Raw genomic sequence first — 25,716 nt, 5'->3', positions numbered from 1 at the left:
TTGCAACAAAAATTTCTCTTTCGCGCTCAGGGCCCCCAGGAGAACGGCCCATGTCATCCCGTCGTGGAAACCTCCAGGGCTTCGCCCGTGGCGAAGAACTGCCCACCGGAAACGTAATGGAGGGAGCGCCGCTCGTCCGCCGAAAAATGCCAACGCCCGTCGGAGAACTCGGCCGGATCGGCCCACGCGGCCAGCACCTCGCCGAGGAACAGATCGTAGGTGTGCTGGATCCCCGGCTCGTCGATGACCCGGCACTCGAGCCAGGCAATACAGCCCACCGGAAGCGGTGCCGCCACGTGGCTGGCCGGAAAAGTCTCGAATTCGAGTGCGGCGAATTTGTCGCCGTCACGGCCGCTCGACCGCCCTGCCGCCAGGGTCTGCTCGGCGATGGCGCGGCATGGCACCGCGAGCACGAACTCACCGGACGCATCGACCAGCTCACGGGTCAGCGTTGCCCGGTCGAGCACTACGGCGACCTTTGGCGGATCGAAATCGAGCGGCATGCTCCAGGACGCGGCCATGATATTACGGTGCGTCCCATGGGCGGAAGACACCAGGACCGTGGGACCATGGTTGAGCAGTCGATAGGCCTGGGCCAGGGGAACGGGCTGGGGAACGGACAGGGCATTCATGATGCGGGACGGTGACACACTCGACATGCCCCGAGTTTAGCCGCTGACGCACAGCGCGCCCGTGACCGAATAGCGATTCGACATCAGATGACAACGACTGCCCCCCAATCCGCACCAGCGACGGGAGCGGTCAGCGCACGAGCACATTCAGGCCCGCTTTCACATCGCCCTTCATGTCGGCCTCATCCACGTATCCGACGGCACCGGGCGTGGCCCCAACCCGCCGGATCATCTCCGCCGTCGTCGGCACCTGGGATGGCGGCACCCCCTTGCCCACATAACGGCGTACGGTCCAGTAGGCCGAATAGCGCTCCTCGTCCCGGTCCAGCCAACGAGCCAGGAAGCGCCCCCGCAAAGGATGACCCGCAACGAGATCGAGCGGCGTGACACGCACGCCCCCGACTTCGACGATCTTTCCGGTGTAGATACGCTCGACCATCACGCTGTCCAGACGGGGCACGGAAGGATGGGCGATCACCACCACGTCGCCGGCAAACGCATGGCCGCTCACCATGTTCCCGCACAGGAACAGGATCAGGCCGGCGCGACGGATTCCCATGACGCGCCTCAAAAGGTGAAGTTGTACGACATGGACAGGACATCCACCGCGCGATGCCCGCTGTTCTCCCCGGCCGGCGCATCCAGGAAGTCCGATGCGCTGCCGGTACGGGTGTGCAACCACTCGACCTTCAGTTTCTGCTGGGGAGTCAGTGTGTAGGACGTCCCCACTGCGATGGAGCGCTGGTCAACGACATTGAGGGAATCGACGCCTGCCCGCTGGGTGGGGTTGATGATCTCCACTCCGGCGACCGACGCAGGCAGCAGGTTTCCGTTGACATCGGCGTAGAGCCGCCGTGCGCCCGACGATGACAGGATTCTTGCAATATACACATAGGGCGTCCAGGACCCGATCCGCCGTTGCAGTGCCGCATAGGCCGCCCACGAGTCGGTACCGAGCGTGGCACGCGTGACCCGCCGACGCACCGCCTCGCCGGTGAAGATGAAGTCGTGGGACAGCGCAAACTCGACACTGGCCGTGAACGTATAGTTGAGTACCCGATCGACGGTTGGCACGCCCGGGCCCGGCAGGGCATCGGTGACCTGATAGTAGCCGCCGCTCGCCACCGGCACGAAGGGATAGGTCACCGGAATCGGGCCATCGGCGCGCTTGACATCGCCGCGATGAACGCTCAGGCGCAGCCGGTTATCCCCCTCCCGCACCGTCAGCAGCGCGCCGGTCAGCCACATGTCGATATGTTCGAACCATGCCCCCCGGGGGCGGGATCCGGGCACCGCATCACGGCGGAAGAAGCGCCAGTAGGAGTCGGCAGAGCCCACGTAGCCCTCCAGGCTCACCTCCCTGTCCTCGTCCAGCCAGTTCCGCGCCACCGCCAAGCCGGTCACGTCGGCGGTGGGGGCCAGCGAATAGACCTCGACCGGCAGACGGGCGAAATTGAAGGTCGTCCCCACGTCCAGGGTTTCCGAGAAACGCAGCAGCGGCAGACGCAGCTTGCCGGCCCGCAGCAACCAGTCGTTGTCCGGCCTCCAGGAGACGAAGGCCCAGGGCAGGGTCAGATCCCATTGCCGGTCGCAGTCCGGCGCAGGCGCTAGCGCTGCCTGCACGGTGGCGCTCCACTCCGGCGTCAGGCTGGCGTCGAGTTGTACGCCGAGACGCGAGTCCCGCTGCAAGGTCCCGCCACTGTCGATGAACCGCTGATAGCGATAGGAGCGGTTGGACTGGGCATACCCCAGCGTACCGAAGCCCGACAGGCTGATCTCCTGAGCCGTGGTCAGCGACGGCACCAGGAGAGCTGCACATCCGGCGAGAATCGGCAACAGGTGTTTCATTGAACCAGCTCCGGAGGATTTGCGCCGGCGGCTGACGACGCGGGCGGAGTTTCGTTACTCGTTTCCAGCATGGGCAGGATCTGCCCCAACCCCGTGACGATCGGGCGCAACTGCTCTTCCAGCGCCCGGAGTGCCGCCCGCGCGCGTCCGCTGTCACGGGCCCGTGCAGCGGCTTCCAGACGTCCGGCGATGGCAGAAATTTCGATCATGCCCAGCAGCCCGGCCCGGCCCCGGAGGGTATGGGCGAAAGGCACCACCCGCTCCCAGGCCCGGTTTTCCACATCGATGCGCAGGCGTTGCGGACCATCGGCGAACTGATCGCGGAACTTGGCCAGCAGGCGGGGATACAGGGTCGGGCTGACGCCGGTGTCGTTGATCGCACAGCGGGGGTCGATACCCGGAATACCGGCCAGCCCCGTCACTGCCTCCAGACCGGAGTGGAGCAGCGGCGTCGGCTCGGGCTGCACAGGCCCGCGATAGTGCTTGCGCAACACTGCATAGAGCTCTCCGGGCTCATAGGGCTTGGCGAGGCAGCCGTTCATGCCAACTGCCAGACAACGCGTCAGCGCAGTGCGCCCACCATGAGCCGACAAGGCATAGATCGGCAGGCTGTCGAAGGCGGATTGCGCACGGATGCGACGCACAGCCTCGTAGCCATCCATCATCGGCATCTGCAGATCCATGAATACCAGGTCGTAGCAGTCGGGAGGCTGGGCGGCGAGCTGGGCCAAGGCATCCCGGCCGTCTGCGGCGCTGTCCGTCTCCACCCCCCAGCGCCCCATCAGGGCTACAGCCACGTCGCGGCTAGTGGAGTTGTCCTCGACCAGCAGCACGCGCATACCGTCCAGCGCCCCCTCAGGGCTCCGCCCTCCGCCCTCCACCTCCCGGCGACCGAAGATCACGTCACCGAGACGCTTCAATGCGGCGGGCAGCAGGGGCTTCTCGCAGACGTGCAGGCCACCGGGAAGAATCTCGTGGATACGCGCATCCAGCGCGCGCGGCGTGGTCATCAGCGCGATGTGCCGTGGCACCAGCTCCGTCCGGCTGCGCAGACACTCCAGCAGCGCACCGCCGTCCCGATCCGGGAGCGTCCAGTCGAGGAACAGCAGATCGTAGGGCACGCAATCCCGCTGGGCCGCCTGCAGGCACTCAAGCACCTCGGCCGCGCTGGTCGCCGCATCCACCGCCTCAATGCCCTGCTGATTGAGCAGGTCGATCAAGGACAGCCGCGCTTCCGGATAATCGTCGGCCACCAGCACCCGCAGCCCCTCCCAGGGAAGCGGCGCAGCGAGCAGCGCGTCGTGGTCATCACCAAGGACCAGCGGCAGACGTACCTGGAACACACTACCGCGCCGGGGCTCGCTGCTGACCCGCACCTCGCCCTCCATCGCCTCCACCAGGCGCCGCACGATGGCCAGTCCCAGGCCAGTGCCGCCGTACTGGCGGGTGGTGGCGCCGTCGGCCTGCACAAAGTCCTCGAAGATGTGTTCGATCTGCGCTGCACGCATGCCGATGCCGGTGTCCTCTACACTGAAGCTGACCGGCAGGACCCCAGCGGCGGCCGGCCCGGCCCCGACGCGCAGGGCAACATGTCCAGCGGGGGTGAACTTCACGGCGTTGGAGAGCAGATTGCCAAGCACCTGACCGATGCGCAGCGGGTCGCCGAGGAGCGGAGCTTCGAGCGCCCGAGAGCAGTTCGGCCCAACCTCGAAGATCAGTTCGATCCCCTTTTCGCGAGCCGCCCCCTCGACCATCTGGAGCACATTGGCAACGACCTGCTCCAGACGGAACGGAATGTCCTCGAGCTCCAGGCGGCCCGCTTCGATCTTGGAAAAATCGAGTATGTCGTTCAATGTGTCGAGCAGCGACCGGCCAGCGCTACGGATCTTCTCCGCATACTCGCGCTGGCGTGGCAGCAGGCGGCTGTGCAGAATCAACTCCGCCATGCCGATCACTGCATTGAGGGGAGTACGGATCTCATGGCTCATGTTGGCCAGGAACATCGACTTCGCTTGCGTGGCCTGTTCCGCCCTGGCGCGGGCCTGCTGCAGTTCCCGGCCGATCGCCTCGCGCTCACGGATGTCGGTCTCGATGGCCCGGGCCATCGAATTGAGGGTCGTGCTCAGCGCCTGCACTTCCTCCACCCCGTTCGCGCAGCCCAAGCGCACGTCGTACTGGCCCCGGGCCAGCTGACCGGTCACTGCGCACATGTCGGCGAGCGGCTGCAGCACCTTCCTGTGGGTAGTGCGGAAGGCCAGCAGGACCAGCAGGGCCGTCATGCCCATGCTGACCACCGACGCGATGATCCATGCCCCCAGCCGCTCGCGGGCCTCGGTGACCTCGGCGCCGGTGCGCTGGTCCACCCTCTGCATCAGCTCGGTGACCGCGGTGGCCACGCGGAACCGCTGGCGGTCGTAGTCCGACCCGAAAACCAGTTTCACGGCCACGTCGGGCCGCGGCACCCCTTCTGAGACGATCATGCGGGTATGGGGATCGTACAGTCCCTGGGTGGCCGCGAAGGCCACTTGCTCGATGGCCTTCAGCCCTTCCGTCTCCACCAGCACCTTTTCCAGCGTCGCCAGCTCCGGGCCCTCGAAACCCAGCGCCACCATGCGGGAGCGCATCGATACGCGCGGCCCGGCTCCGCCGGGCACATAGCGGGCCTGCCCGGCGATCACCCGCTCCCAGAACGTCGCGTCATCACCGTCCACGATCGCCGGCGCTTCACCCTCGCGGATAGCCAGGATCGCGTAGTAATAAGTGAGGTAGCGGGTTTCACCAGTCGCTGCATAGGCCCGTACGAGGCGCGATAGGGTATCGGTCTCGCGGCGCAGTTCCTCGACCACCCGCAGAGCGTCAACGCGATGATCCTGGACCGCCTGGGCCTGGTCGAAGGCGCGCAGCACGAGCATCGAGATCGAGCCATTGATACCGACGATCAACAACAACGCAGCCGAGAACAGGAGGGAAAGCTTGCTGAGCTTCATGCATGGGCAAGAACGGGCGACGACCCGGATTATGCCGTACGCAATCGCCGGCGGGGGTGCGCGGCATCACTGAGAAGATCGAGAACGCAATAGAAGGCGCCAGCGGCCAGGGGCGGATTGGTCACCGGCCAGCCCAGGCCTGGAGCAAAGGCCCGCCAGCTCCAGCAGCCCAGCCAGGTTCCCCACAGTTCCATCAGCAGGGACAGCAGGAACATCGTCACGTACAAGGCCGGCGCCGGCCCACGTCGTACACAGAGCAGGAACAACAGCACCAGCGGTGGCCCCAGCCAATCCAGGCCGGCCAGCGCCAGCACCGACACCGCAACGACTGCCAGCCGTGGGCCCCACACCAGCAGCCAGACCGGTAGTCGCACAGCCAGGAATAGGCCCAGCCAGTACAGGAGCACATGGCCAGGAGGTACGAACAGCGGCAGGTTGCCGAGGCGGTAGTCATACAGCTCCCACCACAGCGACAACACCATTTCCCCAGCCGTTGCAATCACGAGGCAGGCGAGCAGGCGAGGCCTCAGCTCCCGCTCCCGCCACAGCAGCCAGCCGAACAGCCCCCACACCCACAGGCTGACCAGCGGCTGTCCCCAGCTACCGGCCCGGCTGTCGGCCAGCAGGCCGCTGGCGATGGTGACGACGATCAGGAAGGCCAGGCGCGGGGCGGACGACATACCGGAACCCCTCGCCTGACCGATGGCTGTGGCTTACTCGATGCCCTGGCTGGCCAGGTATTCCTCGTAGGTGCCGCGGTAATCGATGATTTCGCCCGGCCCACGGATCTCGAGGATGCGGGTGGCGATGGAGGACACGAAGGCCCGGTCATGGGACACGAAGAACAGCGTGCCGGTGAAGTCCGCGATGCCCGAGTTGAGAGACTCGATGGACTCCATGTCCATGTGGTTGGTCGGCTCGTCGAGGAGCAGCACGTTCTTGCGCTGCAGCATCAGCTTGCCGAACAGCATCCGGCCCTGCTCGCCGCCGGAGATCACCTTGACCGACTTCTTCACGTCGTCGCCCTTGAACAGCAGACGACCCAGCGTACCGCGGATCAGGGTCTCGGCGTCGTCGCCCTCGTAGCCACCTTCACGCACATAGCCGCTGATCCAGTCGGTGAGGTTCTCGCCACCGGCAAAATCCTCGGCGTGGTCCTGAGCGTAATAGCCGAGCTTGGCCTTCTCGGCCCACTTGATGGTGCCGAACTGGGGCGTCAGGCCGTGCAGCTCGGAACCGACCAGCAGCTTCAGCAGCGTCGTCTTGCCGATACCGTTCTCACCGATGATCGCGATGCGGTCGTTGGCGTCGGCGGTGAAGGTGAAGTTCTTGATGATCGGGTTGGCCGGATCGTATCCGAAGGTGAGGTTCTCGATCTCGACGGCCTGGCGGTGCAGCTTCTCCTTCTCGTCGTAGTCGAAGCGGATCCACGGGTACTGGCGGCTGGACGGCTTGAACTCCTCGATCTTGATCTTCTCGATCTGCTTGGCGCGGCTGGTCGCCTGGCGGGCCTTGGACTTGTTGGCCGAGAAGCGGCGCACGAACTCCTGCAACTCCTGAACCTTTTCCTTGGCCTTCTGGTTGGCCGCCGACTGGCGCTCGCGGGCCTGCGTGGACGCCTCGATGTAGTCGTCCCAAGTGCCGGGCCAGACCTGGATGCGGCCGTAGTCGAGGTCGGCCATGTGGGTGCACACCTGGTTCAGAAAGTGCCGGTCGTGGGAGATGATGATCATCGTGGAGTTGCGCTCGTTGAGCACGTTCTCCAGCCAGCGGATGGTGTTGATATCGAGGTTGTTGGTCGGTTCGTCGAGCAGCAGGATGTCCGGGTTGGCGAACAGGGCCTGGGCCAGCAGCACCCGCAGCTTCCAGCCAGGGGCGACCTCGCGCATCGGGCCGTTGTGCTGCTCGGTGGGGATGCCGACGCCGTGCAACAGCTCGCCGGCACGGGCTTCGGCAGTGTAGCCGTCGTACTCGGCGAAGTGGCCCTCCAGCTCGGCCGCCTTCATGTAGTCCTCTTCGGTGGCTTCCGGATTGGCGTAGATGGCGTCCTTCTCCTGCATGCAGGCCCACATCTCGGCATGGCCCATCATCACCACGTCGATCACGCGCACGTCTTCATAGGCGAACTGATCCTGCTTCAGGAAGGCCATGCGTTCGCCGCTGTCGATGGCGACGTTGCCCGCGGTCGGCTCAAGCACGCCGGCCAGGATCTTCATGAAGGTGGACTTGCCGGCCCCGTTGGCACCGATCAGGCCGTAGCGGTTGCCGTCACCGAACTTGACGGAGACGTTCTCGAACAGGGGCTTGGCCCCGAATTGCATCGTGATGTTATTGGCGATGAGCACGGCAGGTATTCCTTGAGTCCGCCGAGGGAGCGGCGCGACAGCAAAACGGAAAAGGAAAACGCCGGCCAGCGGCCGGCGAAGCTGTTGCAAATTTTACCGATGTTTCAAGCACCTGGGCAAATATCTCGCCCTGGCGCTCAGACCAGCGAAGGGCCAGCGACGATAGCCGCCGCCTCCTGCTCGGAAATGCGCACAGAAGCGGAGGCGATCACGTGCACAGTCAGCCAGTCGTGCAGCCGCAGAGCGCCATCCTCTTCGAAGGAAGTGAAGCGGCAACCGAGTTGCCCCCCCTCCAGCGTGGCGAGGAAATTCACCGTCGTCGCCTCACCGCGGATCTGATCGGGAATGCCATCCAGATGCAGCACGAAGGGGAAGCTGCGCGGCTCCGCCGGCGGCGCACTTGCCGGCACGCCGAAGCCCTCGAGGGACAGGTCGTTCAGCGGCAACCGGAGCCCATCGATCGACACCCAGAAACAGGTGCTACCCCAGCGCCGCGCCACGAAACGCTGACGCTTTCGGCGCTCCGCATGTTGCCCTGCGTCCAATCCATCCTCCGCCATCGCCTCAACCTTTCCACTCTTGCCATCCAGATCTCGATTCTATCCTCTTCCCATAGCTTCATCCCATTGCCGTTTGAAAGCGGCATAGCCACGGCCAACCATGGCCGAAGCCGGACGAATGTGTCCCTGCATTGCGGATGGACAGGCACCGTTGCCTCGCGTAGCATCGCGGCCGTCATTGGGGAGTAGCCTCCTTTCGCTCGAAAGGGCCTGCGTCAACATACTTGGCTTCGCGGCCATGGCGCAGGCGGTCCCAAACTTGGCAAGACCTTTGACCACCCGCCTCCGGATTTGGCCGGAGAGGCGCGTGGTCATTCGTCTATATCCGGCCAAGGGATTTCACATGGAAGCTTTCCTCGTCTCCACGGGCATCGTCGCCCTCGCCGAAATCGGCGACAAGACCCAATTGCTGGCCTTCATCCTGGCCGCCAAATTCCGCAAACCGGTGCCGATCATCATCGGCATCCTCATCGCCACGCTGGTCAATCACGGCTTCGCCGGTGCCGTCGGCACCTGGGTCACGACCCTGCTCGGCCCGACCACGCTACGCTGGGTGCTCGGCGTGTCCTTCATCGCGATGGCGATCTGGACCCTGATCCCCGACAAATTCGACGAGGATGACGCCAAACTCGCCCATTTCGGTGTCTTCGGCACCACGCTGGTGGCCTTCTTCCTCGCCGAAATGGGCGACAAGACGCAAGTGGCGACCATCGCGCTGGCCGCCCAGTACCAGAATCTGGCGGTCGTCGTGGCCGGCACCACCCTCGGCATGATGATCGCCAACGTGCCTGCAGTGCTGCTCGGCGACCGCATCGCGCACGCGATCCCGGTGCGCCTGGTGCATGGCATCGCCGCCGCGATCTTCGCCGTGCTCGGCGCCGCCACGCTGCTCGGTGCCGGCGAGAGCCTCGGTTTCTGAATCCGGCTGCCTGCGTAACACGACGCCCCTATTCTTCTCCCCCGGCGGGCAGCAACCCGCCGGCCCTTTGGAGATGACCGCATGACCCTGCAAGCGATCGAGAACATCAACCTCGTATCCCTCCTCGACACCCTGCTGAGCCTGGTGACGGCCTTCGTGCTTGGCGGGCTGATCGGTTACGAGCGCCAGTACCGGCAGCGTACCGCCGGGCTGCGCACCAACGTTCTGGTGGCGGTGGGGGCGGCAATCTTCGTGGACATGGCCAACCACCTGGGCGGCCACGAGGGCGCCGAGCACGTGGTGGCCTATGTGGTGTCGGGCATCGGTTTCCTCGGCGCCGGCGTGATCATGCGCGAGGAGGGCAATGTGCGCGGCCTCAACACCGCCGCAACGCTGTGGGGCTCGGCTGCGGTCGGTGCCTGTGCCGGCGCCGACCTGCTGCCCGAAGCCGCCCTCGGCGCGCTGTTCGTGCTGGCGGCCAACACGCTGCTGAGGCCGGTGGTGGACCGCATCAATCGCGAACCTATCGACACCCTGGCGGTGGAAGTCACCAACACCGTCTACGTGATCGCCCCACGCGAACGCCAGAAGGAAGCCCTGCACCTGCTCGAAGCCGCACTGGAAGCCGCCGACCACACGGCCCGCGACCTCGTCGTACATGCCTTCGGCGACGATGCGGTGGAAATCGAGGCAGTGCTGATGGCCACCGCCGTGGACGGCGACGAACTGGACCGACTGACCTGTCAGCTCGCCGAGCAAGCCGGCATCAGCCAGGCCTTCTGGAGCCCCAGCACCACCGAATAGGTGCAGCCCCCTTCACTCCCGCTCCGTTCGGCGCAACATCTCGTCGAGCATCGCGGAGAACTGCTCGGCGGTCTCGTGGCGGACCAGCGACGGGCCGATCATCGGCGGAAACCAGAAACCCGGCTGGGCTTCGGCGTGGTAACTGAGGCGGGTGCCGCTCCCCTCCGGCTCCAGACGCATCAGGCTCTCCATGCGCTGGACGTTGCCGCTCAGGCCATGGGCACGGATCTCGCTGCAGGGCGTCAAACGGATTTCCCGCAGGGACTCGAAGTTCGCGGAAAACAAGCCGTAGCGGGCTACACCCTGCTGAAGCACCTTCAACACGCCCTCACCACGCTCAAGGACGCGGCTGCTCTTCAGGTTGGGCACAAAAGACGCCATGTGCTCAAAGTCGGTCAGCACCGCCCAGGCCAGAGCGGGCCGCGCCGACGTGTGCATCACCACATCCACCACGAAACCGCCGTTGGCGCGCTCCACATGCACATCCTGCTCGAGCAGCAGCGGCCCCATGGCCAGACACCCCGGAGGCGAGGCCAGCAGAGCCGTAGCGAGCACCACGGGAAATGAACGAAGCGCAATCCGCGACATAGCATGGGCAGTTTGGAACAACTGCTACCAGTCTGCCACTTCAAGCTGACAACTGGCTTCCCGAACGCATACGCATTGTGACTGCTGTCAGCGCCCCCGTCCGTAACGCTCCCACGGCGGCTCGGGGCTCAGCCAGGCCTGGAACTCGCTCAGGAAAGCCCGCACCGCCGGCAGGCGCCCACGGCTGGGCAGATAGCAAGCGTACAGATTGCGACCGAAATCTACTTGCGGCTCGTAGGCGTCGAGCAATGTTTCCAGTTCGCCACGCGCCAGCCCATCGCCGCACAGGTAGGTGGGCAGGATCGCGATGCCCTGCCCGGCGCGCACCGCGTCCAGCGTACTGCCGATGTCGTTGAAGCGCAGGCGGCTGTGGATCGGTACGCCGATTTCGTCGCCCTGGGCATCCCGCAGTCGCCACACGCCGCCGTCGCTGAGCAGGTGGCTGAAGCACTGATGCGCCGTCAGGTCGGCCGGCAACCGCGGCCGGCCTTGGGCCGCCAGATAGGCCGGTGACGCGCAGATCACGCGCCGCAACACCAGCAGCAGGCGCGATACCACGTCCTCCGGCGGGGACTTGGTCATACGCAGGGCCAGATCGATGCTCGCATCGGCGAAGTCCACCCGCTCGTCGCTGAGGATCAACTCGCACTCCAGCTCCGGATAGCGTGCCAGCAGGCGCGGTACGAAGGGCGCCACACATTGACGCCCGAACACCGCCGAGGCGCCGATGCGCAGCACGCCGCGCGGTACCTCGTCCACGTTGCGTACCGCCAGTTCGGCGCCATCCACCGCATCGAGGGCCTGCAGCGCGTGGCGGTGGAAGATCTCGCCGGACGGCGTCAGCACCAGCTTGCGGGTGGAGCGCTCGAACAGGCGCACACCGAAGGCCTGCTCCAGTTCGCCGACCTGTTTGCTGACCTGGGCCCGCGTGCAGTCCAGGCGCCGGGCGGCGGCGGCCATGCTGCCTTCCTCGACGACGCGGACGAAACTTTCCCAACTGGCCAGCCAGCGCATTTGTCAATGATCCGTTGACATATTGGTGACGATTATCGTCTTTTTCGAAGCGAATACGAAACCTATAGTCGATCCATCCCCTGCTCACCCGGATCGGCATCATGTTCCATACCTTGCGCAAACCCGACGTCCTGCTCACCACGCTGGCCGCCGCCGGCATCCTGCTGGTCACCATGGGCGCCCGCCAATCCATCGGGCTGTTCGTCAGCCCCCTGAACACCTCCACAGGCCTGGGTATCGCCACCATCAGCCTGGCACTGGCGATCGGCCAGTTCAGCTGGGGCGCCATCCAGCCCATCGCCGGCGCCATCGCCGACCACCACGGGCCGCGCCCGGTGCTGATCGGCGGAGTACTGCTGCTGGCCGTCGGAAGCGCGCTGACGCCCTTCGTGGACTCCGCCTTTGGCCTGGTGCTGACCCTGGGCCTGCTGTCGGCAATGGGCTCCGGCGCCGGCAGTTTCTCCGTACTGATCGGCGCCGCCGCCCAGCGCATGCCGACGGAAGCCCGCGGCGCGGCGTCCGGCGTCATCAACGCCGGCGGCTCCTTCGGCCAGTTCGTCTTCGCGCCGGTGCTGCAGGCCTTGATCCAGGCCCTCGGGTGGATGGGCGCCATGTGGTCGTTGGCGGTCATGACCCTCAGCGCGCTGCCCCTGGTAAACAAGCTCACCGACCGGCCCGTCACCCAGCCCCACCACGCCAATGCGACCGCCGGCGGCGGCCTGCGTCAGGCCATCGTCACGGCACTGCGCAACCGGGACTACCTGCTACTGCACGCCGGCTTCTTCACCTGCGGCTTCCACATCGCCTTCCTGGTCACCCACCTGCCCGGCGAGGTGAACCTGTGCGGCCTGCCCGCATCTGTGGCGAGTTGGTCGCTGGCGATCATCGGCCTCTCCAACGTGGTCGGCAGCCTGTACGCCGGCTCCTGCATCTCGCGCTATCGCAGCAAGCACGTTCTGGCGGTGATGTACGCATCGCGTGCGGCACTTATCGGCTGGTACCTGCTGGCGCCGCACACGACGATGACCTTCTACCTGTTCGCCGCCGGCCTCGGCCTCACCTGGCTGGCCACCGTACCACCCACAGCCAGCATCGTCGGCAAACTGTTCGGCATCCGCTACCTGGCCACGCTGTTCGGGCTGACCCTGCTGTCCCACCAGATCGGCGGCTTCCTCGGCGCCTGGCTCGGCGGCCTGGCCCTGGCCCGCTTCGGTGACTACGGCTGGATGTGGTACGCCGACATGGCGCTGGCGGTGTTCGCCGCGCTGGTCAACCTTCCGATCCGCGAAGCGCCGGTGGCCCGCAAGCTGGCCACTGCCTGAGCGCAGCAAGCCCGCGCTCAGGGCAGGCGGAAACGGGCGATGTCCTGCTCCAGATGACCAGCCAGCGCCTTCAGCTGGTGGGCGGTCTGTTCCGTCTCGCTGGAATTGAGGCTGTTGCGCTCGGCCATCTGCGCAATACCCTCGACGCGGCGGGCGATCTCGGTACTGGCCGCGCTCTGCTCGCGCAGGGCGTCACTGATCTCGTTGATGGCCTGCACGGTCCGCCCCGAGCCATCGCGGATCTCGGCAATCGCACCGCCAGCCTGGCCGGCCCGCTCGACTCCCTCTCCGACCCGGCCGACGCCCTCCTCCATGGCCTGAACTGCATCCCGCGTGCTGTCCTGAATTGCCTTGACCATCGCAGCGATCTCCTGGGTCAACTGACCGGTACGCTCGGCCAGCTTGCGCACCTCGTCGGCCACCACCGCAAAACCGCGCCCCTGCTCGCCGGCCCGGGCTGCTTCGATAGCTGCGTTGAGGGCCAGCAGGTTGGTCTGGTCGGCGATCTCCTTGATCGTACCGACGATGGCCGAGATCTGCGTCGAGCGCTCGCCGAGGCCGCCGACGATGCCGGCGGTGCGCTGCACGACCTCGGAAATCCGGTTGATGTCGTCGATGGTCCGCCGCACCACGTCGCCCCCCTCCACCGCCAGCTGGCCGGCGTGGGTCGCTTCACCCTGGGCATCCTGGGCATTGGATGAGATGTGGTTGATGCCCACCGTCATCTGCTCGACCGCCGCCGCCATCGCCGACGCTGCGTCGCTCTGGCCGCACGAACTCTGCGCCACCTCGCCGGAGGCCACCACCAGGCGATCCGCCGCCGTCGACAGATCGTCCGCGGTCTGGCGCGCCCCGCGCAGCAGGGTGGCGATCGACCCGCTCATCCGATTGAAGGCCTGGGCCACCCGCTGCAACTCGTCCCGGCAGACCAGATCGACCTTCACCGTGAGGTCGCCATCGGCGACCCGCTCGGCACTGGCCGCCAGGCTCGCCACCGCCCCACCGATCGCCGATGACACCGCGGCCAGCAGGTAGACGATCAGCAGCGACACACCGACAGCAACCGCTACGGTCCCGGCGAAGGTCTGCAGCAGACGGCCCTCGCGGGCAGCCAGCAGACCTTCCAGTTCCGGCAGGAATTGCGTAAAGACATTCCCGTACAGGGCGTCGATGGTGGCCGTCGTGCGCTGCACCCAATCGGCCGCCGGCGTCTCGTAGCGGCCGGCCAGGATGTCGCGCCGGACCACATCGGTTAGCGCCTTCAACTGCGGACCGGCCTCGCCCTCAAGACGCGCCACCGCGGCGGCCAGCGCCGGCCGCTCCGCACTGGCCTTCTTCAGCTCCTTGACGACGCTTTGATAACGCGCATCGCTGACCGCCAGCAGTGTAGCCAGGTCTTCCCGATCCTTGTCGGTGGCGCTCTTCTGGGTGAGCAATTGATTGCCCATCGCGCGCATCTTGCCGATCCGCTCCATCACGTCAGGAAGGCGGACCAGCACGGCATCGACGAGATAGAAGCCATCCGCCTCCCGGTCGAGCAGCAGGCCCGACACCGTCACCACATCGTCGAGGTAATCCAGCAGGTGTTCGATCAGCTCGCGGTGGGCCATGCGATTGGCAGTGGCGTCCATACTGCCGCCAGTGGCGACCAGCCGCGACCACTCCTCCCGTACAGCCTGCCACTTCGAGCGGGTCGGCTGCAGCACCGGCGCAGCCTTCAGCACTTCGTCCACCTGATCCATCCAGCGCCTAACCTGGACGGCGGTCTCGTCGGCCCGCCCTTTTGCGTCAGCCTGGCCGGACAGCACGCTGATCATCGCGGCCCTGTGCTTCTGCGCGTCCTGCAAGGCATGCAGGACCGGAGCCAGAAGCCGCACGCCGGCCTGCTCGGCACGGGTCGCCTGCACCTCGCCCCACAGATTGAAGCCCAGCAGGCTCCCGAGGCCCGCCAGCGCACACACCACGCAGGCGCTGATCACCGCGAACTTGCCGCGAAAACCCAGACGATTAAGGAAGGCCACGGCCGGGGCGAGAAAGACGTTCATGGTGACACCTGCATTCAATGCGTTGACTTCCTGCCCATCATTACTGGCTGGGGACTCCCTATCATTGATGGACAACAAGAAACGCGAACGATTGTCAAGCCCTCCGCATGCTGCCCCACGGCGGCCATGTGCAACGAAATGCAGCGAAAAACATAAAAAACTTGCCAACCACGAAACTGGTTGATACTATGCGCCCGCTTTTTGCAGTTGCCGAAACATTCGCAACCCACCCGATTTCGCAAAGAGTCCAATCGTCCGGTTGGGCTCTTTGTTTTCAGGTAGTACGCGGCAGTAGCTCAGTTGGTAGAGCGCAACCTTGCCAAGGTTGAGGTCGAGAGTTCGAGACTCTTCTGCCGCTCCAGTCAAAAGCGCGGCGCCCGTCACATGGCGTTTCGTTGTCACCAGGCCTTCTGGCCTGCGACATGCCGGTTCCGGCTCATGTAGCTCAGTGGCAGAGCACTCCCTTGGTAAGGGAGAGGTCGGCAGTTCAATCCTGCCCATGAGCACCAGCACTTGCCACAAAGGCCGACCTCCGGGTCGGCCTTTGTGCTTTCCGCTCCTCTCCCACGCGGCTCCCGCCAACCGCTTCCGCGGCCGGACGACCATCTTTCGCCCGTTCATCCGGCTGACGCCTCCGCGAACTATCCTGTGACCTGAACAGCGACACACCACAACGGCAATTGGCCTTTGATGCATCGCAACAGGGACGCTATCCTGTCTCTATCCTTTCATTCGGCTCCACTCTTTCAAGCGAGACACAGCGTGAGCGACATCGATCTGAAACGCTTCTTCCTGGAACAGGTGCGCCTGTTCGAGCATTTCCCGGCCGACAAGGTCGAGGAGATCGTTGCCAGCGGGCGGCTGGCCACCTACGAAGGCAACGAGGCCATCCTGGAAACCGGCGACGAGGGCCAGTACCTCGGCGTGCTGATCACCGGCCACGCGGAGATCTCGGTCACCGACAACACCGGCACCCGCACAGTGCTGACCCAACTCGGGCCGGGTGAGGTGTTCGGTGTGATGTCCACCCTGACCGGTGACCGCGTCACCGCCGACGTGATCGCCGGCAACCGCTGCTACGTGCTGCTGATCCCGCTGGAGACCTTCAACACCCACATCCTCACCAACCCAAAGGCCATCGGCTACCTGTCGCGGATGCTCCTCGAACGCATGCGCAGCATGTCGCTGGACATCGTGTCGGCCAAGTCCTCCGCCGCGTCGGTGCTGTCACTGCACTCCGCACGCCCGGGCAAGGTAATCGCCCTCAACGTGGGCCTCAGCCAGATCCACTTCGGCATTTACGACACCCGCGACCTCGGCTCCGACGTCCACGGCATCATCGACAACACCGACGAGTACGTGTCGCGCATCAGCGTGATGGTCGGCCCGCAGGTCAAGACCATCACCCGCGACCCCTTCCCCCTGTCCGAGCTGTTCCCGGTCATGCAGGACGCCGCCCGCCAGCTCGGCGACGCCTTCGCCTTCGAACTCGATGAAATCTGCGCCGTCGGCCACCGGGTCGTCCATGGCGGCAACCGCTTCGCCGCTGCGGCCGTCATCACGCCGACGGTCATCGCCGACATCGAGGCGCTGTCGGTCTTTGCCCCGCTGCACAACCCGGTGAACGTGGCGGGCATCCGCGAAGCCCTCAAACAGTTGCCCGACGTGCCCCACGTGGCGGTCTTCGACACCGCCTTCCACCAGACCCTGCCGCCCTATGCCTACCTGTACGGTCTGCCCTACGACCTCTACAAGCAGGATGGCATCCGCCGCTACGGCTTCCACGGCACTTCCCACCGCTACGTGTCGCTGAAGTCGGCCGAGGTGCTGAAGCGTCCTCTGGGCGAACTGGAGATCGTCTCCTGCCACCTGGGCATCGGCGCCTCCGTGTGCGCCATCGACCACGGCCGCTCGGTGGACACCTCGATGGGGATGACGCCCACCGATGGGCTGATCATGCCCAGCCGTTCCGGCAGCATCGACCCGGCGGTCATGGTGCACCTGATGGAACGCCAACAGATGTCGCCGGAGGCCCTGTCCACGCTGATCAACACCGAGAGCGGCCTGAAGGGCATCTCCGGCATCTCCAGCAACATCCACGACATCGAAACCGCCGCCGGCAACGGCCACCACCGCGCACTGCTGGCCCACAAGGCCTTCTGCTACCAGATCCGCAAGAACATCGGCGCCTATATCGCGGCGATGGGCGGCATCGACGTGCTGGCCTTCACCGGCGACATCGGCGAGACCAGCGCCGCGGTGCGCAGCCTGGCCTGCCAGGGCCTTGCCTACATGGGTATCAGGCTCGACGAGGAGAAGAACCGCAACCTCGGCAAGGTGGACGACTTCGCGATCGTCTCCACCGACGACTCGCCGGTGACCATCCTTGTCATCAACAACGACGACGAGCGCCTTGTGGCCTGGGAAACCCTGCGCGCCATCGAAAGGGATGAACTGATCCGCGAAGCCAAGGCCGAGGAAAAGGCGCCGATGCCGATCCCCGTCGAGATCTCGGCTCACCACGTGCACCTTTCGCAGGCCGACGTCGAAAAACTGTTCGGCCCCGGCCACCAGCTCACACCGGAACACGAACTGTCCCAGCCCGGCCAGTTCGCCTGCGCCGAGAAGGTGCACCTGGTCGGCCCCAAGGGGCGCATCGCCAACGTGCGCGTGCTCGGCCCGACCCGCAAGGAAACCCAGGTCGAGATCGCCATGACCGAACAGTTCAAGGTCGGCCTGCAGCCGCCGATCCGCGAATCCGGCGACCTCGCCAACACACCGGGCATCACCCTCGAGGGCCCGGCCGGCAGCACCACCATCGAACGCGGCGTGATCTGTGCCCAGCGCCACATCCACATGACGCCGGAAGACGCGCGCCGCCTGCGGGTGCGCGACAAGTACGTGGTCCGCGTGCGAGTCGAGGGCGAGCGCGAGCTGATCTTCGGCGACGTGATCGTGCGGGTCAGCCCGAGCTACAGGCTGGCGATGCACATCGACACCGACGAGGGCAACGCCGCCAACATCCGCACCGGCATGCTCGGCTACATCGAGGAAATCCAGAGCCGCCATTGAGCCCCGTGGGAGCCAGGAAGCCCGGCATGGCCCGGCGTTTCCTGGCACGCCGCGGCAGACGCATCGAACGTCGGCGCGCTAATCGTTCCGTTCGAGAAAGCGCCGGGTCGCCAGGCGCAGAAAATCCATCTGCTGGCGGAAGGCCCGGCAACCACGGCAGAACAGCAGGTGCAGCCTCAGGCGCAGCCGCTCGCCATGACTGAGCGGGCGGTCCAGCTCCTCGGACATCAAATGGGTGGCGTCCTTGCAATTCATCATGATGCCCGGCCCTCCTCGCCGAACCAGCCGTGGCTGAGACACTGCCGCAGCGCCGCGCGGGCCCGGTGCAGGATCACGTTGCAGTTATTGGCGGTCAGCACCAGCGTCGCGCAGATCTCGTCGGTCTCGAAACCGAGGAACTCGCGCATCATGAAGACCCGCGCCGTGCGCGCTGGCAGCACCTCCAGGCAGGTCTCGAAGACCTGCCAGAACTGGCGCTGGGCCAGCGCTTCTTCGGGATCGCCCCAGGCCTTTGGCCTCCCCTGCGGACTCCAGTGCTCGTTATCCTTGAAGAGCCGGTCGAAGGCCTCGTCGAGTTCCTCCTCGTCGCGCTCGAAGCTGGAGATCTGCACCGTGCGGCCACGTTCGCGCAGCGTGTCGATGATCTTGTGGCGCAGGATCGTGAAGATCCAGGTCTTCAGCGCCGAGCGCCCGGCGAAACGGTCAATGCCGAGCAATGCCGACTCGATGGCTTCCTGCACCGCGTCGTCGGCGGCTGCCTCATCGTGTAGTTGCAGGCGTGCGAATTTCAGCATCTGCGGGCGAAAGCCCGAAATGAGGTCGGCATTCCCGGAGTCGATCATGTCTGGCGAATGGGTTGCAGGACGGCGCTCCCGTACGGTCCGCCATGCAGCCACCGACGGATCCACGCATCCATGCTCAGCCGCCCCGGCCCAAGCAGGATCAGTGGCATGAGCATAGCAAGGAAGAGCACCGGCAACTTGAAATTGCCGTGGCCATCGTCGGTGATCGCATAACCCAACCACAGCTCGCCGAACCCGGCCCACTCCGCCGGCCAATGCACGGCAGCGATCGCCACCACCGTCAGCACTGCCAGGGCCACGCTGAAGAAGCGTGTCGCCAACCCCAGCAGCAAGGCCACGCCGCCAATCAACTCGATCCACGTGGCAAGCTGCCAGCTGATCTCCGGCGGAACCACGTCAAAGGGAAACGGAAATTGGTCCTGGATGTCGGCGAACCAGTTGTGACCGAAGAATTTTTCCCGTCCCGAATCGAAGAACTCCCAGGCCAGCAGGGCCCGCAGGCCGAGCAGGGCAACCCACTGGCCAAAGCTATCCAGGTGGCCGAGGCCACCATCGAGACAGGCCGATACCTGGCTGCGGATCGTATTCATGTGCGTTCTCCCAATAAAACGCCGTGGTGGCGCAACTCGGCCAGGTTATGCCGGCCAAAATCGATGAAAGCGGTGTCGGCCGGTCGTCCCAGCTCCGCCGCCAGGGTTTCGAAGGCGATCCGCCCGCTGCACTCGCCATCGAGCAAGCTCAACAGGCGCGCAGTGGCCGGGCTCAATGCCATGAAGCACACCGCGTCCAGCGCATTCCGATACACCACCAGGTGAACCGGTTCGGCCTGGCGCGGCCGGAAATCCGGGCCGATGCGCTGCACCGGCCATGCGAAGGCCAGGGACAGCAGGGCCGGGTTGACCAGCGGCACGCCGTCGACCAGGTCACCATCCGGTCTGTGCGGCGGCACCGCCACCTCCATCACATCCACCGCCAGCTCGGCCCATTCATAGCGCAACAGTTCACCGAACCAGCGCGGCAACCGCTGACGGCAGGCACCGCTGTCAAGGTAAGCCAGCAACTCTTGCGGAATCTCGCGGAACCATGGCGTCACGCAGTCCCAGTCGCGCAGGAAGGCACGGCAAAGGCGAGTCCACTGCGCTTCGCCCAGGGTGGCCCGCGCCACCGGAAAGCAGCGGTCCAGGAAACCTCTCAGACGCTGGAACACGAGCCCCTCATACAACGCCATGCGCGCGGCGGGCACGCCTGCCGGACAGGCAGCGCGCCGGCCATGACGCAGACGCCGGCCGAAGGCCTCCTGCCAGGCCTTTAACGTCTCGGGCACAGCCAGGTCAGCCGGCCAGCTCATGTCACCACCTCGGCTGCGCGCTGCGCGCAAGCCTGGCGGGCGGCGATCTGCGCAACCTCAGTCCCCAGCGCGGCCAGCGGCGGAAAGTTGAAATCCCGCTCCAGGCAGGTCGGCAAGGGCCCGGTACGCGCATAGGCGGCATCGAGCAGCGCCCACACCGGGTCGATCACATCCGCGCCGTGGGTGTCGATGCGCAGCCCGTCCGGCTCCACGTCATGCCCCGCCACATGAATGTAGCAACAGCGCTCCAGCGGCAGCCCGTGCAGAAAGTCGTAAGGATCGAAACCAAAGTTGGCCGCATTGACGAGAATGTTGTTCACGTCCAGATGCAGGCAGCAGTCGGCCTCCTCCACCACGGCGCGGATGAATTCCGCCTCACTCATTTCGGCGCCCGGAGGGGCGACGTAGTAGGAGGCATTCTCTATGCCGATGCGCATGCCCAGCATGTCCTGGGCCCGACGGATGCGCGCGGCAACCCAGCGCACCGCGTCACTGGTACAGGGCAGCGGGAACAGGTCATAGAGCTGGCCGGCATCGCCACACCAGGACAGATGCTCGGTGTACAGGCCGATGCCGTGCTCAAGCATGAAAGCACGGATGCGCGCCAGCAGCTCCATGTCGAGGGGCTGGGGGCCGCCAAGATTCAGCGACAGTCCATGGCAGACGAAGGGATAACGCTCGGTGAAGGCGCGCAACTGGCGGGCCGAACGGCCGCCCATGGAGGCCCAGTTTTCAGGCGCCAGCTCGAAGAAATTCACCGCGGTGGGCACGCCGGCCTCCAGCTCGGCCAGCAGTTCGCGGCGAAAGCCGAGCCCGGCCCCGTGGGGAATGCATCCTGACATGTCGAACTCTCCCTTGAGGGCCAGGGAAGGGCGTCCGCCCGCCCCGGCCATTCCGCCCGATTACTTCTTCTTGTCGGCACCGCAGCTGCCGTCAGCCTTCTTGTCGGCGCCACAGCTGCCATCGGCTTTCTTGTCCATCGCCATCTTGTCGTTCATTTTCGCTTCGGCCTTGTGCGCGGACTTCCTCGCGGCCTTCTTGTCGGCGCCGCATTTGCCTTCACCGCACTTGCCGTCCTGCATCTTGGTGTCGGCCTGGGCCAGCTGATAGCCCCCGGCCAGCGGCTTGGCGGCAAAGGGGTTGTCGGCGGCATGGGCGGCGCCGAGGGCGACGGAAGCGGCGAGAGCAGCGGTGAGAGCGGTAGCCTTGTTCATTGCGAATCTCCTAGAGGGGTTGAAAGCAGACCTGCCGGACGCCAACGTGGCGCCCCGAATTATCAGGTACTGGCGATTGGACGGAGATGCCCCCCGCGTTCTTACACGCCCGGAGAAAATAATTTGGCGCAAAAAAACGCCGGCATGCGCCGGCGGGTAAAGGGCCGGACTAGCGGCCGAGAGGGAAAGGAAAAACGGTGTCGGGCGCTCAGCTCTTCGGCAGGCGGCCCATCAGGTAGAACTCGTCGTTGGGACGCAGGGAGATCAGGTTGGCGAGCCGGTTGCTCATCGCGAAGAAGGCGGTGATCGCACCGATGTCCCAGATCGCCTCGTCGTCGAAACCGTGATCCTTGAGCGCCGCGATGTCGGCATCGCCGACGCTGGCCGAGTCGAGGGACAGCTTCAGTGCGAAGTCGAGCATGGCCTGCTGGCGCGGGCTGATCTCGGCCTTGCGGTGATTGATTGCCAGCTGGTCGCCAACGCGCGGGTTCTTGGCCCGGATGCGCAGGATCGCCCCGTGGGCGACCACACAGTACAGGCACTGGTTGGCGCCGGAGGTGGCGACGACGATCATCTCCCGCTCGGCCTTGCTGAGGCCGACATCCTTCTCCATCAGCGCGTCGTGGTAGGCGAAGAAGGCGCGGAATTCCTCCGGGCGGTGGGCCAGCGCGAGGAACACATTGGGCACGAAGCCGGCCTTCTCCTGCACGGCGAGGATGCGGGAACGCACATCCTCGGGCAGGTCGGCGAGTTCGGGAACGGGGTAGCGGCTGATCGACTGATCGGACATGGCTTGTCTCCTGGAATCTTGTTATGGCTTAGCGCGGGGTGCGCGGAGGCAGTGTAGCCGGCCCGCCGCGGCCCACGGCGCGTGCCGGCTCAGATCGTCGGAAAGTACAAACGAATTGGCGGAAAGCGCATGACGGCGGCCACCGGGCCAATACCGGCGGTATGCACAGAACTGCTGCCTGCAGCACTTATCGCCACCGCCCCGCTCCCCTAAGATCAGCCCGACATCATCGAAACGAGGAACACGGCCATGCGCATCCGGATTACCTGGGACCACGGGGAAGTCTTTGCCCGCCTGGACGACACGCCGGGCAGCCGCGCGATGCTGGCTGTGCTGCCGCTGCAATCCACCGCAGCGAGCCGCGGCGATGAGCTCGTCCTCAGCGTTCCGCTGCGCGTCCGCGCTGGCAGCAAGACCCGTAACAACCTGGAGCCGGGCACGGTGTGCTACTGGCCAGCCGGCGCGTCCATCGCCCTGCCCTTCGGCTCGTCGGCGGTCCACCACAATAGCGGCTGCCAGGTGCTCGGCCGCCTGGAGGACGACCCGCGCCTGCTGCGCCAGGTGCGCAACGGCCACCTGCTGACGGTAACGCTGGCCTGATGGACATGCAGCACCTGGGCGCCCTCAGCGTTCCCAGTAGCCCGGCTCGGCATAGATGCGCTTGAGGTAGTCCATGAAGACGCGCACCTTGGCCGGCAGGTAGCGCTGCTGCGGATAGACCGCCTGGATCGCGTAGGCCGGCGCGGCGAAATCGTCGAGCACGGTGACCAGCTCGCCGCGCTTCAGCTCGCCTTCGATCTCCCACGTCGACCGCCAGCCGATGCCGAGGCCCTGCTTGACCCAGCTGTAGAGGAGCTCGCCGTCGTTGCAGTCGAGGTTGCCGCTGACCTTCACCGCCACCATCTTGCCGTCCTGCAGGAAGGACCAGCCGCGCTGCTGGCCGCCCTGCAGGTTGAAGGCCAGACAGTTGTGGTGGGCCAGGTCGTCCAGCGTGCGCGGCACGCCGTGACGCTCGAAATAGGCTGGCGTGCCGCACACCACCCGCCGGTTGCCGGCCAGCCTGACCGCCACGTAGTTGGGGTCGATCACCTCGCCGATGCGGATCGACATGTCGTAGCCCTCGCGCACCAGGTCCACCACGCTGTCGGTCAAGTTGAAGGACAGCTTCAGGTCCGGGTACAGGGCCTGGAAGGCCGGCCCGTGGGGCGCCACGTGGCGCCGCCCGAAGGCCGCTGGCGCCGACACCACCAGGTGGCCGCGCACCGTGTTGCGGCCGGCAGTGATCGCCGACTCCACGTCGTCGAAGTCCTTGAGCAGCTGGCGCGCCTGTTCGAGGAAACGCTCCCCCAGCTCGGTAAGGTGCAGACCGCGGGTCGAGCGGTGCATCAGCTTCACGCCGAGGCGCCCCTCCAGCCCGTCGAGGCGCCGCCCCATGACCACCGGCGTGACCTGCTCGACCAGCGCCGCCGCCGCGAAGCTGCCCTTTTCCGCCACCAGCACGAAGCTCCTCAGCTCGGTGTAACGATCCATGCGGACCCCTCCTGCGCGGACAGCAGCCGGCCGTCCATCAGGCCGCCGGCACGCGGGCCACGTGCAGCAGGTTGGTGCTGCCCTGCTGGCCGAAGGGCAGGCCGGCGATGACCACCACCGTGTCGCCGGGCTGGGCTACCGTCTCGCGCAGGGCCGCGGCGGTGGCGTGCTCGATCATCTCGACCACGTCATGCACCTCGTCGAAGGGCACCGGATGCACGCCCCAGGCGATGGCCAGGCGGCGCGCCGTGGCCTGCCGCGGGGTCAGCGCCAGGATCGGCGTCACCGGGCGCTCCCGGCTGGCCCGCAGGGCGCTGAAGCCGGAGCTGGTGAAGGCCACCGTGGCGGCCGGTTCGAGCAGGTCAGCGACGCGGCGCAGCGCGCAGCAGATGGCGTCCGGCGTGGTCGCCGTGGCCGGCGTGTGGCTGGCCTCCAGCTCGCCACGCCAAGCCGGGTCCTGCTCCACCTCGCCGATGATGCGGTCCATGATGGCCACCGCCTCCACCGGGTACTGGCCGGAGGCCGATTCGGCGGACAGCATCACCGCATCGGCCCCCTCATACACCGCGGTGGCCACGTCGGACGCTTCGGCGCGGGTCGGCACCGGCGCGGTGATCATCGATTCGAGCATCTGCGTCGCCACCACCACCGGCCGGCCGGCGGCCCGCGCAGCGCGCACGATGCGGCGCTGGAGCACCGGCACCTGCTGGGGCGGCAGCTCGACGCCCAGGTCACCGCGGGCCACCATCACCCCGTCGGCCAGCGCAACGATCTCGTCCAGGTGCTCGATGGCCGCCGGCTTTTCCAGCTTGGCCATGATCCACGCCTGATCGCCGATCAGCTCGCGGGCTTCGAGGATGTCTTCGGGGCGCTGCACGAAGGACAGCGCGACCCAATCGACGCCCATCTCCAGACCGAAGGCCAGGTCCGCCCGGTCCTTGGCGGTGAGCGGCGAGATCGGCAGCACCACGCCGGGCACATTGACGCCCTTGCGGTCGGACAGGGGGCCGCCGACCAGCACGGTGGTCTCGGCATGGTCCGGCCCGAAACTATCGACGCGCAGGCGCAGCTTGCCGTCGTCGAGCAGCAGCTCGGTACCGGCTTCCAGCGCAGCGAATATCTCTGGATGCGGCAGGCCGGCGCGGGTCGCATCGCCGTCAGCCGGGTCCAGGTCGAGGCGGAAACGCTGGCCGGCTTCGAGCAACACCTTGCCGCCGGCGATACGGCCGACCCGCAGCTTGGGGCCCTGCAGGTCCATCAGCACGCCGATCGGGCGGCCGCGCTCGGCCTCCACCTGGCGGATCAGCTTGAGGCGTTCGGCGTGGTCGGCATGGCTGCCGTGGCTGAAGTTGAGACGGAAAACGTCGGCACCGGCATCGAAGAGTTCGCGGATGCGCGCCAGCGTCGAGCTGGACGGGCCGAGGGTGGCGAGAATGCGGGAACGGCGGGCGCGCTTCATCATGCCACCTCCGCCAGTGCGGCAACCCCGGCACGGGCCACCTGGGCGTCCTCGCCGGCCTTGACGCCGGACACGCCGACGGCGCCGACGATCGTCCCATCGACGATGATCGGCTCGCCGCCTTCCAGCGGCACCACCGGCATCGCCAGCGCGGCGATGCGGCCGTTGTTCACCATCTCCTCGAAGGCCTTGCTGGGCTTGCCGGTGAGCACGCTGGTGCGGGCCTTTTCCGGCGCCACGGCGGCGCTCATCAGCGGCGCGCCGTCCATGCGCTGCAGCCACAGGGCGTGGCCGCCGCCATCGCAGACGGCAATGCTGACCGCCCAGCCCTGGGCCCGCGCCTCGGCCTCGGCGGCCGCGGCGATACGCTTCACGTCGTCGAGCGTGAGTGCCTTGATGTTCTTCATGTGTGTCTCCTCGTTATTCGTTTGGTGCG

25 protein-coding genes, 2 tRNA genes and 1 riboswitch are annotated in these 25,716 nt (G+C 66.2%); of the genes, 7 read left to right on the top strand and 20 right to left on the bottom strand.

Annotated features, from left to right (window positions below):
• Nucleotides 1-53 precede the first annotated feature (53 nt).
• The 7 genes from AC1PPK_RS07260 to AC1PPK_RS07230 all read right to left on the bottom strand — a co-directional run bounded on the left by AC1PPK_RS07260 (nt 54) and on the right by AC1PPK_RS07230 (nt 8,357).
• Nucleotides 54-632 carry a flavin reductase family protein gene (locus AC1PPK_RS07260; protein WP_481117168.1) on the bottom strand — a complete coding sequence of 193 codons (579 nt, stop codon included), beginning with the start codon at nt 630-632 and terminating at the stop codon, nt 54-56.
• 130 nt (nt 633-762) lie between these two features.
• A complete protein-coding gene (locus AC1PPK_RS07255; protein WP_481117167.1) occupies nt 763-1,191 on the bottom strand; it encodes a type 2 periplasmic-binding domain-containing protein in 429 nt (142 codons plus the stop codon).
• An 8-nt stretch (nt 1,192-1,199) separates the two neighbouring features.
• Nucleotides 1,200-2,480, bottom strand: coding sequence for a hypothetical protein (locus tag AC1PPK_RS07250; protein WP_481117166.1), 1,281 nt, complete (start codon nt 2,478-2,480; stop codon nt 1,200-1,202).
• Nucleotides 2,477-5,467: a hybrid sensor histidine kinase/response regulator gene (locus AC1PPK_RS07245; protein WP_481117165.1), complete on the bottom strand. Its 2,991-nt coding sequence runs from the start codon at nt 5,465-5,467 to the stop codon at nt 2,477-2,479. Before AC1PPK_RS07245 ends, AC1PPK_RS07250 begins: the two co-directional genes overlap by 4 nt.
• Before the next feature lie 29 nt (nt 5,468-5,496).
• Nucleotides 5,497-6,147 (bottom strand): hypothetical protein, encoded by a 651-nt coding sequence (locus AC1PPK_RS07240; protein WP_481117164.1) that lies wholly within the window; start codon nt 6,145-6,147, stop codon nt 5,497-5,499.
• A gap of 33 nt (nt 6,148-6,180) precedes the next feature.
• The gene (locus tag AC1PPK_RS07235) at nt 6,181-7,812 is read right to left on the bottom strand and encodes an ABC-F family ATPase (RefSeq protein WP_481117163.1); all 1,632 of its coding nucleotides are present in this window, start codon (nt 7,810-7,812) and stop codon (nt 6,181-6,183) included.
• A 137-nt stretch (nt 7,813-7,949) separates the two neighbouring features.
• On the bottom strand, nt 7,950-8,357 hold the full coding sequence (locus tag AC1PPK_RS07230) for a PilZ domain-containing protein (RefSeq protein ID WP_481117162.1): 408 nt from the start codon (nt 8,355-8,357) through the stop codon (nt 7,950-7,952).
• A gap of 183 nt (nt 8,358-8,540) precedes the next feature.
• Nucleotides 8,541-8,712: riboswitch (yybP-ykoY riboswitch) on the top strand.
• Nucleotides 8,713-8,715: 3 nt separating this feature from the next.
• Here AC1PPK_RS07230 and AC1PPK_RS07225 point away from each other — a divergent pair.
• A complete protein-coding gene (locus AC1PPK_RS07225) occupies nt 8,716-9,291 on the top strand; it encodes a TMEM165/GDT1 family protein (protein WP_481117161.1) in 576 nt (191 codons plus the stop codon).
• An 81-nt stretch (nt 9,292-9,372) separates the two neighbouring features.
• Entirely contained in the window at nt 9,373-10,095 is a 723-nt protein-coding gene (locus AC1PPK_RS07220; RefSeq protein WP_481117160.1) for an MgtC/SapB family protein, read from the top strand.
• Between the two features lie 12 nt (nt 10,096-10,107).
• Here AC1PPK_RS07220 and AC1PPK_RS07215 read toward each other — a convergent pair whose 3' ends face one another.
• Together AC1PPK_RS07215 and AC1PPK_RS07210 are read right to left on the bottom strand one after the other, a co-directional pair.
• The gene (locus AC1PPK_RS07215; protein ID WP_481117159.1) at nt 10,108-10,605 is read right to left on the bottom strand and encodes an SRPBCC family protein; all 498 of its coding nucleotides are present in this window, start codon (nt 10,603-10,605) and stop codon (nt 10,108-10,110) included.
• Nucleotides 10,606-10,770: 165 nt separating this feature from the next.
• Complete coding sequence (locus AC1PPK_RS07210) at nt 10,771-11,697, bottom strand: LysR family transcriptional regulator (RefSeq protein ID WP_481117158.1); 927 nt, start codon at nt 11,695-11,697, stop codon at nt 10,771-10,773.
• A gap of 101 nt (nt 11,698-11,798) precedes the next feature.
• Between AC1PPK_RS07210 and AC1PPK_RS07205 the strand changes: the two genes are divergently transcribed.
• Nucleotides 11,799-13,019, top strand: coding sequence for an MFS transporter (locus tag AC1PPK_RS07205; RefSeq protein WP_481117157.1), 1,221 nt, complete (start codon nt 11,799-11,801; stop codon nt 13,017-13,019).
• 17 nt (nt 13,020-13,036) lie between these two features.
• Here AC1PPK_RS07205 and AC1PPK_RS07200 read toward each other — a convergent pair whose 3' ends face one another.
• On the bottom strand, nt 13,037-15,064 hold the full coding sequence (locus tag AC1PPK_RS07200) for a methyl-accepting chemotaxis protein (protein ID WP_481117156.1): 2,028 nt from the start codon (nt 15,062-15,064) through the stop codon (nt 13,037-13,039).
• Nucleotides 15,065-15,349: 285 nt separating this feature from the next.
• Here AC1PPK_RS07200 and AC1PPK_RS07195 point away from each other — a divergent pair.
• From AC1PPK_RS07195 to AC1PPK_RS07185, 3 genes are all read left to right on the top strand, one after another.
• Nucleotides 15,350-15,425, top strand: a tRNA-Gly gene (locus AC1PPK_RS07195).
• Nucleotides 15,426-15,498: 73 nt separating this feature from the next.
• Nucleotides 15,499-15,573, top strand: a tRNA-Thr gene (locus tag AC1PPK_RS07190).
• A gap of 253 nt (nt 15,574-15,826) precedes the next feature.
• The gene (locus AC1PPK_RS07185) at nt 15,827-18,136 is read left to right on the top strand and encodes an acetate/propionate family kinase (RefSeq protein WP_481117155.1); all 2,310 of its coding nucleotides are present in this window, start codon (nt 15,827-15,829) and stop codon (nt 18,134-18,136) included.
• Between the two features lie 78 nt (nt 18,137-18,214).
• Here the strand turns inward: AC1PPK_RS07185 and AC1PPK_RS07180 are convergent, their stop codons facing one another.
• From AC1PPK_RS07180 to AC1PPK_RS07150, 7 genes are all read right to left on the bottom strand, one after another.
• Nucleotides 18,215-18,394, bottom strand: coding sequence for an anti-sigma factor family protein (locus AC1PPK_RS07180; protein WP_481117154.1), 180 nt, complete (start codon nt 18,392-18,394; stop codon nt 18,215-18,217).
• Nucleotides 18,391-18,978, bottom strand: a complete 588-nt coding sequence (locus AC1PPK_RS07175; protein WP_481117153.1) for a sigma-70 family RNA polymerase sigma factor — start codon at nt 18,976-18,978, stop codon at nt 18,391-18,393. Before AC1PPK_RS07175 ends, AC1PPK_RS07180 begins: the two co-directional genes overlap by 4 nt.
• Nucleotides 18,975-19,529, bottom strand: a complete 555-nt coding sequence (locus AC1PPK_RS07170) for an HvfX family Cu-binding RiPP maturation protein (RefSeq protein WP_481117152.1) — start codon at nt 19,527-19,529, stop codon at nt 18,975-18,977. Before AC1PPK_RS07170 ends, AC1PPK_RS07175 begins: the two co-directional genes overlap by 4 nt.
• Nucleotides 19,526-20,287, bottom strand: coding sequence for an HvfC family RiPP maturation protein (locus tag AC1PPK_RS07165; RefSeq protein ID WP_481117151.1), 762 nt, complete (start codon nt 20,285-20,287; stop codon nt 19,526-19,528). The genes AC1PPK_RS07170 and AC1PPK_RS07165 overlap by 4 nt, the downstream gene beginning before the upstream one ends.
• Nucleotides 20,284-21,129, bottom strand: coding sequence for an HvfB family MNIO-type RiPP peptide maturase (locus AC1PPK_RS07160; RefSeq protein ID WP_481117150.1), 846 nt, complete (start codon nt 21,127-21,129; stop codon nt 20,284-20,286). The genes AC1PPK_RS07165 and AC1PPK_RS07160 overlap by 4 nt, the downstream gene beginning before the upstream one ends.
• 60 nt (nt 21,130-21,189) lie before the next feature.
• Entirely contained in the window at nt 21,190-21,501 is a 312-nt protein-coding gene (locus AC1PPK_RS07155) for an HvfA family oxazolone/thioamide-modified RiPP metallophore (protein WP_481117149.1), read from the bottom strand.
• A 208-nt stretch (nt 21,502-21,709) separates the two neighbouring features.
• Entirely contained in the window at nt 21,710-22,291 is a 582-nt protein-coding gene (locus tag AC1PPK_RS07150; RefSeq protein WP_481117148.1) for a peroxidase-related enzyme, read from the bottom strand.
• A 249-nt stretch (nt 22,292-22,540) separates the two neighbouring features.
• On the opposite strand from AC1PPK_RS07150, the gene AC1PPK_RS07145 reads away from it, so the two are divergent.
• On the top strand, nt 22,541-22,891 hold the full coding sequence (locus tag AC1PPK_RS07145; RefSeq protein WP_481117147.1) for a cyclophilin-like fold protein: 351 nt from the start codon (nt 22,541-22,543) through the stop codon (nt 22,889-22,891).
• 24 nt (nt 22,892-22,915) lie between these two features.
• Here AC1PPK_RS07145 and AC1PPK_RS07140 read toward each other — a convergent pair whose 3' ends face one another.
• From AC1PPK_RS07140 to AC1PPK_RS07130, 3 genes are read right to left on the bottom strand one after another with little or no spacing between them, the layout of a single operon-like run.
• Nucleotides 22,916-23,821: a LysR family transcriptional regulator gene (locus AC1PPK_RS07140; protein ID WP_481117146.1), complete on the bottom strand. Its 906-nt coding sequence runs from the start codon at nt 23,819-23,821 to the stop codon at nt 22,916-22,918.
• A gap of 37 nt (nt 23,822-23,858) precedes the next feature.
• Complete coding sequence (gene pyk, locus AC1PPK_RS07135; protein ID WP_481118192.1) at nt 23,859-25,280, bottom strand: pyruvate kinase; 1,422 nt, start codon at nt 25,278-25,280, stop codon at nt 23,859-23,861.
• Entirely contained in the window at nt 25,280-25,687 is a 408-nt protein-coding gene (locus tag AC1PPK_RS07130; protein WP_481117145.1) for a GlcG/HbpS family heme-binding protein, read from the bottom strand. The genes pyk and AC1PPK_RS07130 overlap by 1 nt, the downstream gene beginning before the upstream one ends.
• Between the last annotated feature and the right edge of the window lie 29 nt (nt 25,688-25,716).

Source organism: Zoogloea sp. JDB1, assembly GCF_056724025.1.
The sequence above is the reverse complement of the archived record's forward strand: the minus strand, read 5'-3'. Positions and strand labels throughout refer to the sequence as shown.

Excerpts from the sequence above, each read along its gene's own strand:
- AC1PPK_RS07130 (WP_481117145.1), bottom strand. The coding sequence starts at position 25,687 with ATGAAGAACATCAAGGCACTCACGCTCGACGACGTGAAGCGTATCGCC.
- AC1PPK_RS07260 (WP_481117168.1), bottom strand. The coding sequence starts at position 632 with ATGAATGCCCTGTCCGTTCCCCAGCCCGTTCCCCTGGCCCAGGCCTAT.
- AC1PPK_RS07175 (WP_481117153.1), bottom strand. The coding sequence starts at position 18,978 with ATGATCGACTCCGGGAATGCCGACCTCATTTCGGGCTTTCGCCCGCAG.
- AC1PPK_RS07180 (WP_481117154.1), bottom strand. The coding sequence starts at position 18,394 with ATGATGAATTGCAAGGACGCCACCCATTTGATGTCCGAGGAGCTGGAC.
- AC1PPK_RS07155 (WP_481117149.1), bottom strand. The coding sequence starts at position 21,501 with ATGAACAAGGCTACCGCTCTCACCGCTGCTCTCGCCGCTTCCGTCGCC.
- AC1PPK_RS07145 (WP_481117147.1), top strand. The coding sequence starts at position 22,541 with ATGCGCATCCGGATTACCTGGGACCACGGGGAAGTCTTTGCCCGCCTG.
- AC1PPK_RS07150 (WP_481117148.1), bottom strand. The coding sequence starts at position 22,291 with ATGTCCGATCAGTCGATCAGCCGCTACCCCGTTCCCGAACTCGCCGAC.
- AC1PPK_RS07215 (WP_481117159.1), bottom strand. The coding sequence starts at position 10,605 with ATGGGGCCGCTGCTGCTCGAGCAGGATGTGCATGTGGAGCGCGCCAAC.
- AC1PPK_RS07255 (WP_481117167.1), bottom strand. The coding sequence starts at position 1,191 with ATGGGAATCCGTCGCGCCGGCCTGATCCTGTTCCTGTGCGGGAACATG.
- AC1PPK_RS07240 (WP_481117164.1), bottom strand. The coding sequence starts at position 6,147 with ATGTCGTCCGCCCCGCGCCTGGCCTTCCTGATCGTCGTCACCATCGCC.
- AC1PPK_RS07220 (WP_481117160.1), top strand. The coding sequence starts at position 9,373 with ATGACCCTGCAAGCGATCGAGAACATCAACCTCGTATCCCTCCTCGAC.
- AC1PPK_RS07250 (WP_481117166.1), bottom strand. The coding sequence starts at position 2,480 with ATGAAACACCTGTTGCCGATTCTCGCCGGATGTGCAGCTCTCCTGGTG.
- AC1PPK_RS07225 (WP_481117161.1), top strand. The coding sequence starts at position 8,716 with ATGGAAGCTTTCCTCGTCTCCACGGGCATCGTCGCCCTCGCCGAAATC.
- AC1PPK_RS07170 (WP_481117152.1), bottom strand. The coding sequence starts at position 19,529 with ATGAATACGATCCGCAGCCAGGTATCGGCCTGTCTCGATGGTGGCCTC.
- AC1PPK_RS07210 (WP_481117158.1), bottom strand. The coding sequence starts at position 11,697 with ATGCGCTGGCTGGCCAGTTGGGAAAGTTTCGTCCGCGTCGTCGAGGAA.
- AC1PPK_RS07140 (WP_481117146.1), bottom strand. The coding sequence starts at position 23,821 with ATGGATCGTTACACCGAGCTGAGGAGCTTCGTGCTGGTGGCGGAAAAG.
- pyk (WP_481118192.1), bottom strand. The coding sequence starts at position 25,280 with ATGAAGCGCGCCCGCCGTTCCCGCATTCTCGCCACCCTCGGCCCGTCC.
- AC1PPK_RS07160 (WP_481117150.1), bottom strand. The coding sequence starts at position 21,129 with ATGTCAGGATGCATTCCCCACGGGGCCGGGCTCGGCTTTCGCCGCGAA.
- AC1PPK_RS07245 (WP_481117165.1), bottom strand. The coding sequence starts at position 5,467 with ATGAAGCTCAGCAAGCTTTCCCTCCTGTTCTCGGCTGCGTTGTTGTTG.
- AC1PPK_RS07200 (WP_481117156.1), bottom strand. The coding sequence starts at position 15,064 with ATGAACGTCTTTCTCGCCCCGGCCGTGGCCTTCCTTAATCGTCTGGGT.
- AC1PPK_RS07205 (WP_481117157.1), top strand. The coding sequence starts at position 11,799 with ATGTTCCATACCTTGCGCAAACCCGACGTCCTGCTCACCACGCTGGCC.
- AC1PPK_RS07165 (WP_481117151.1), bottom strand. The coding sequence starts at position 20,287 with ATGAGCTGGCCGGCTGACCTGGCTGTGCCCGAGACGTTAAAGGCCTGG.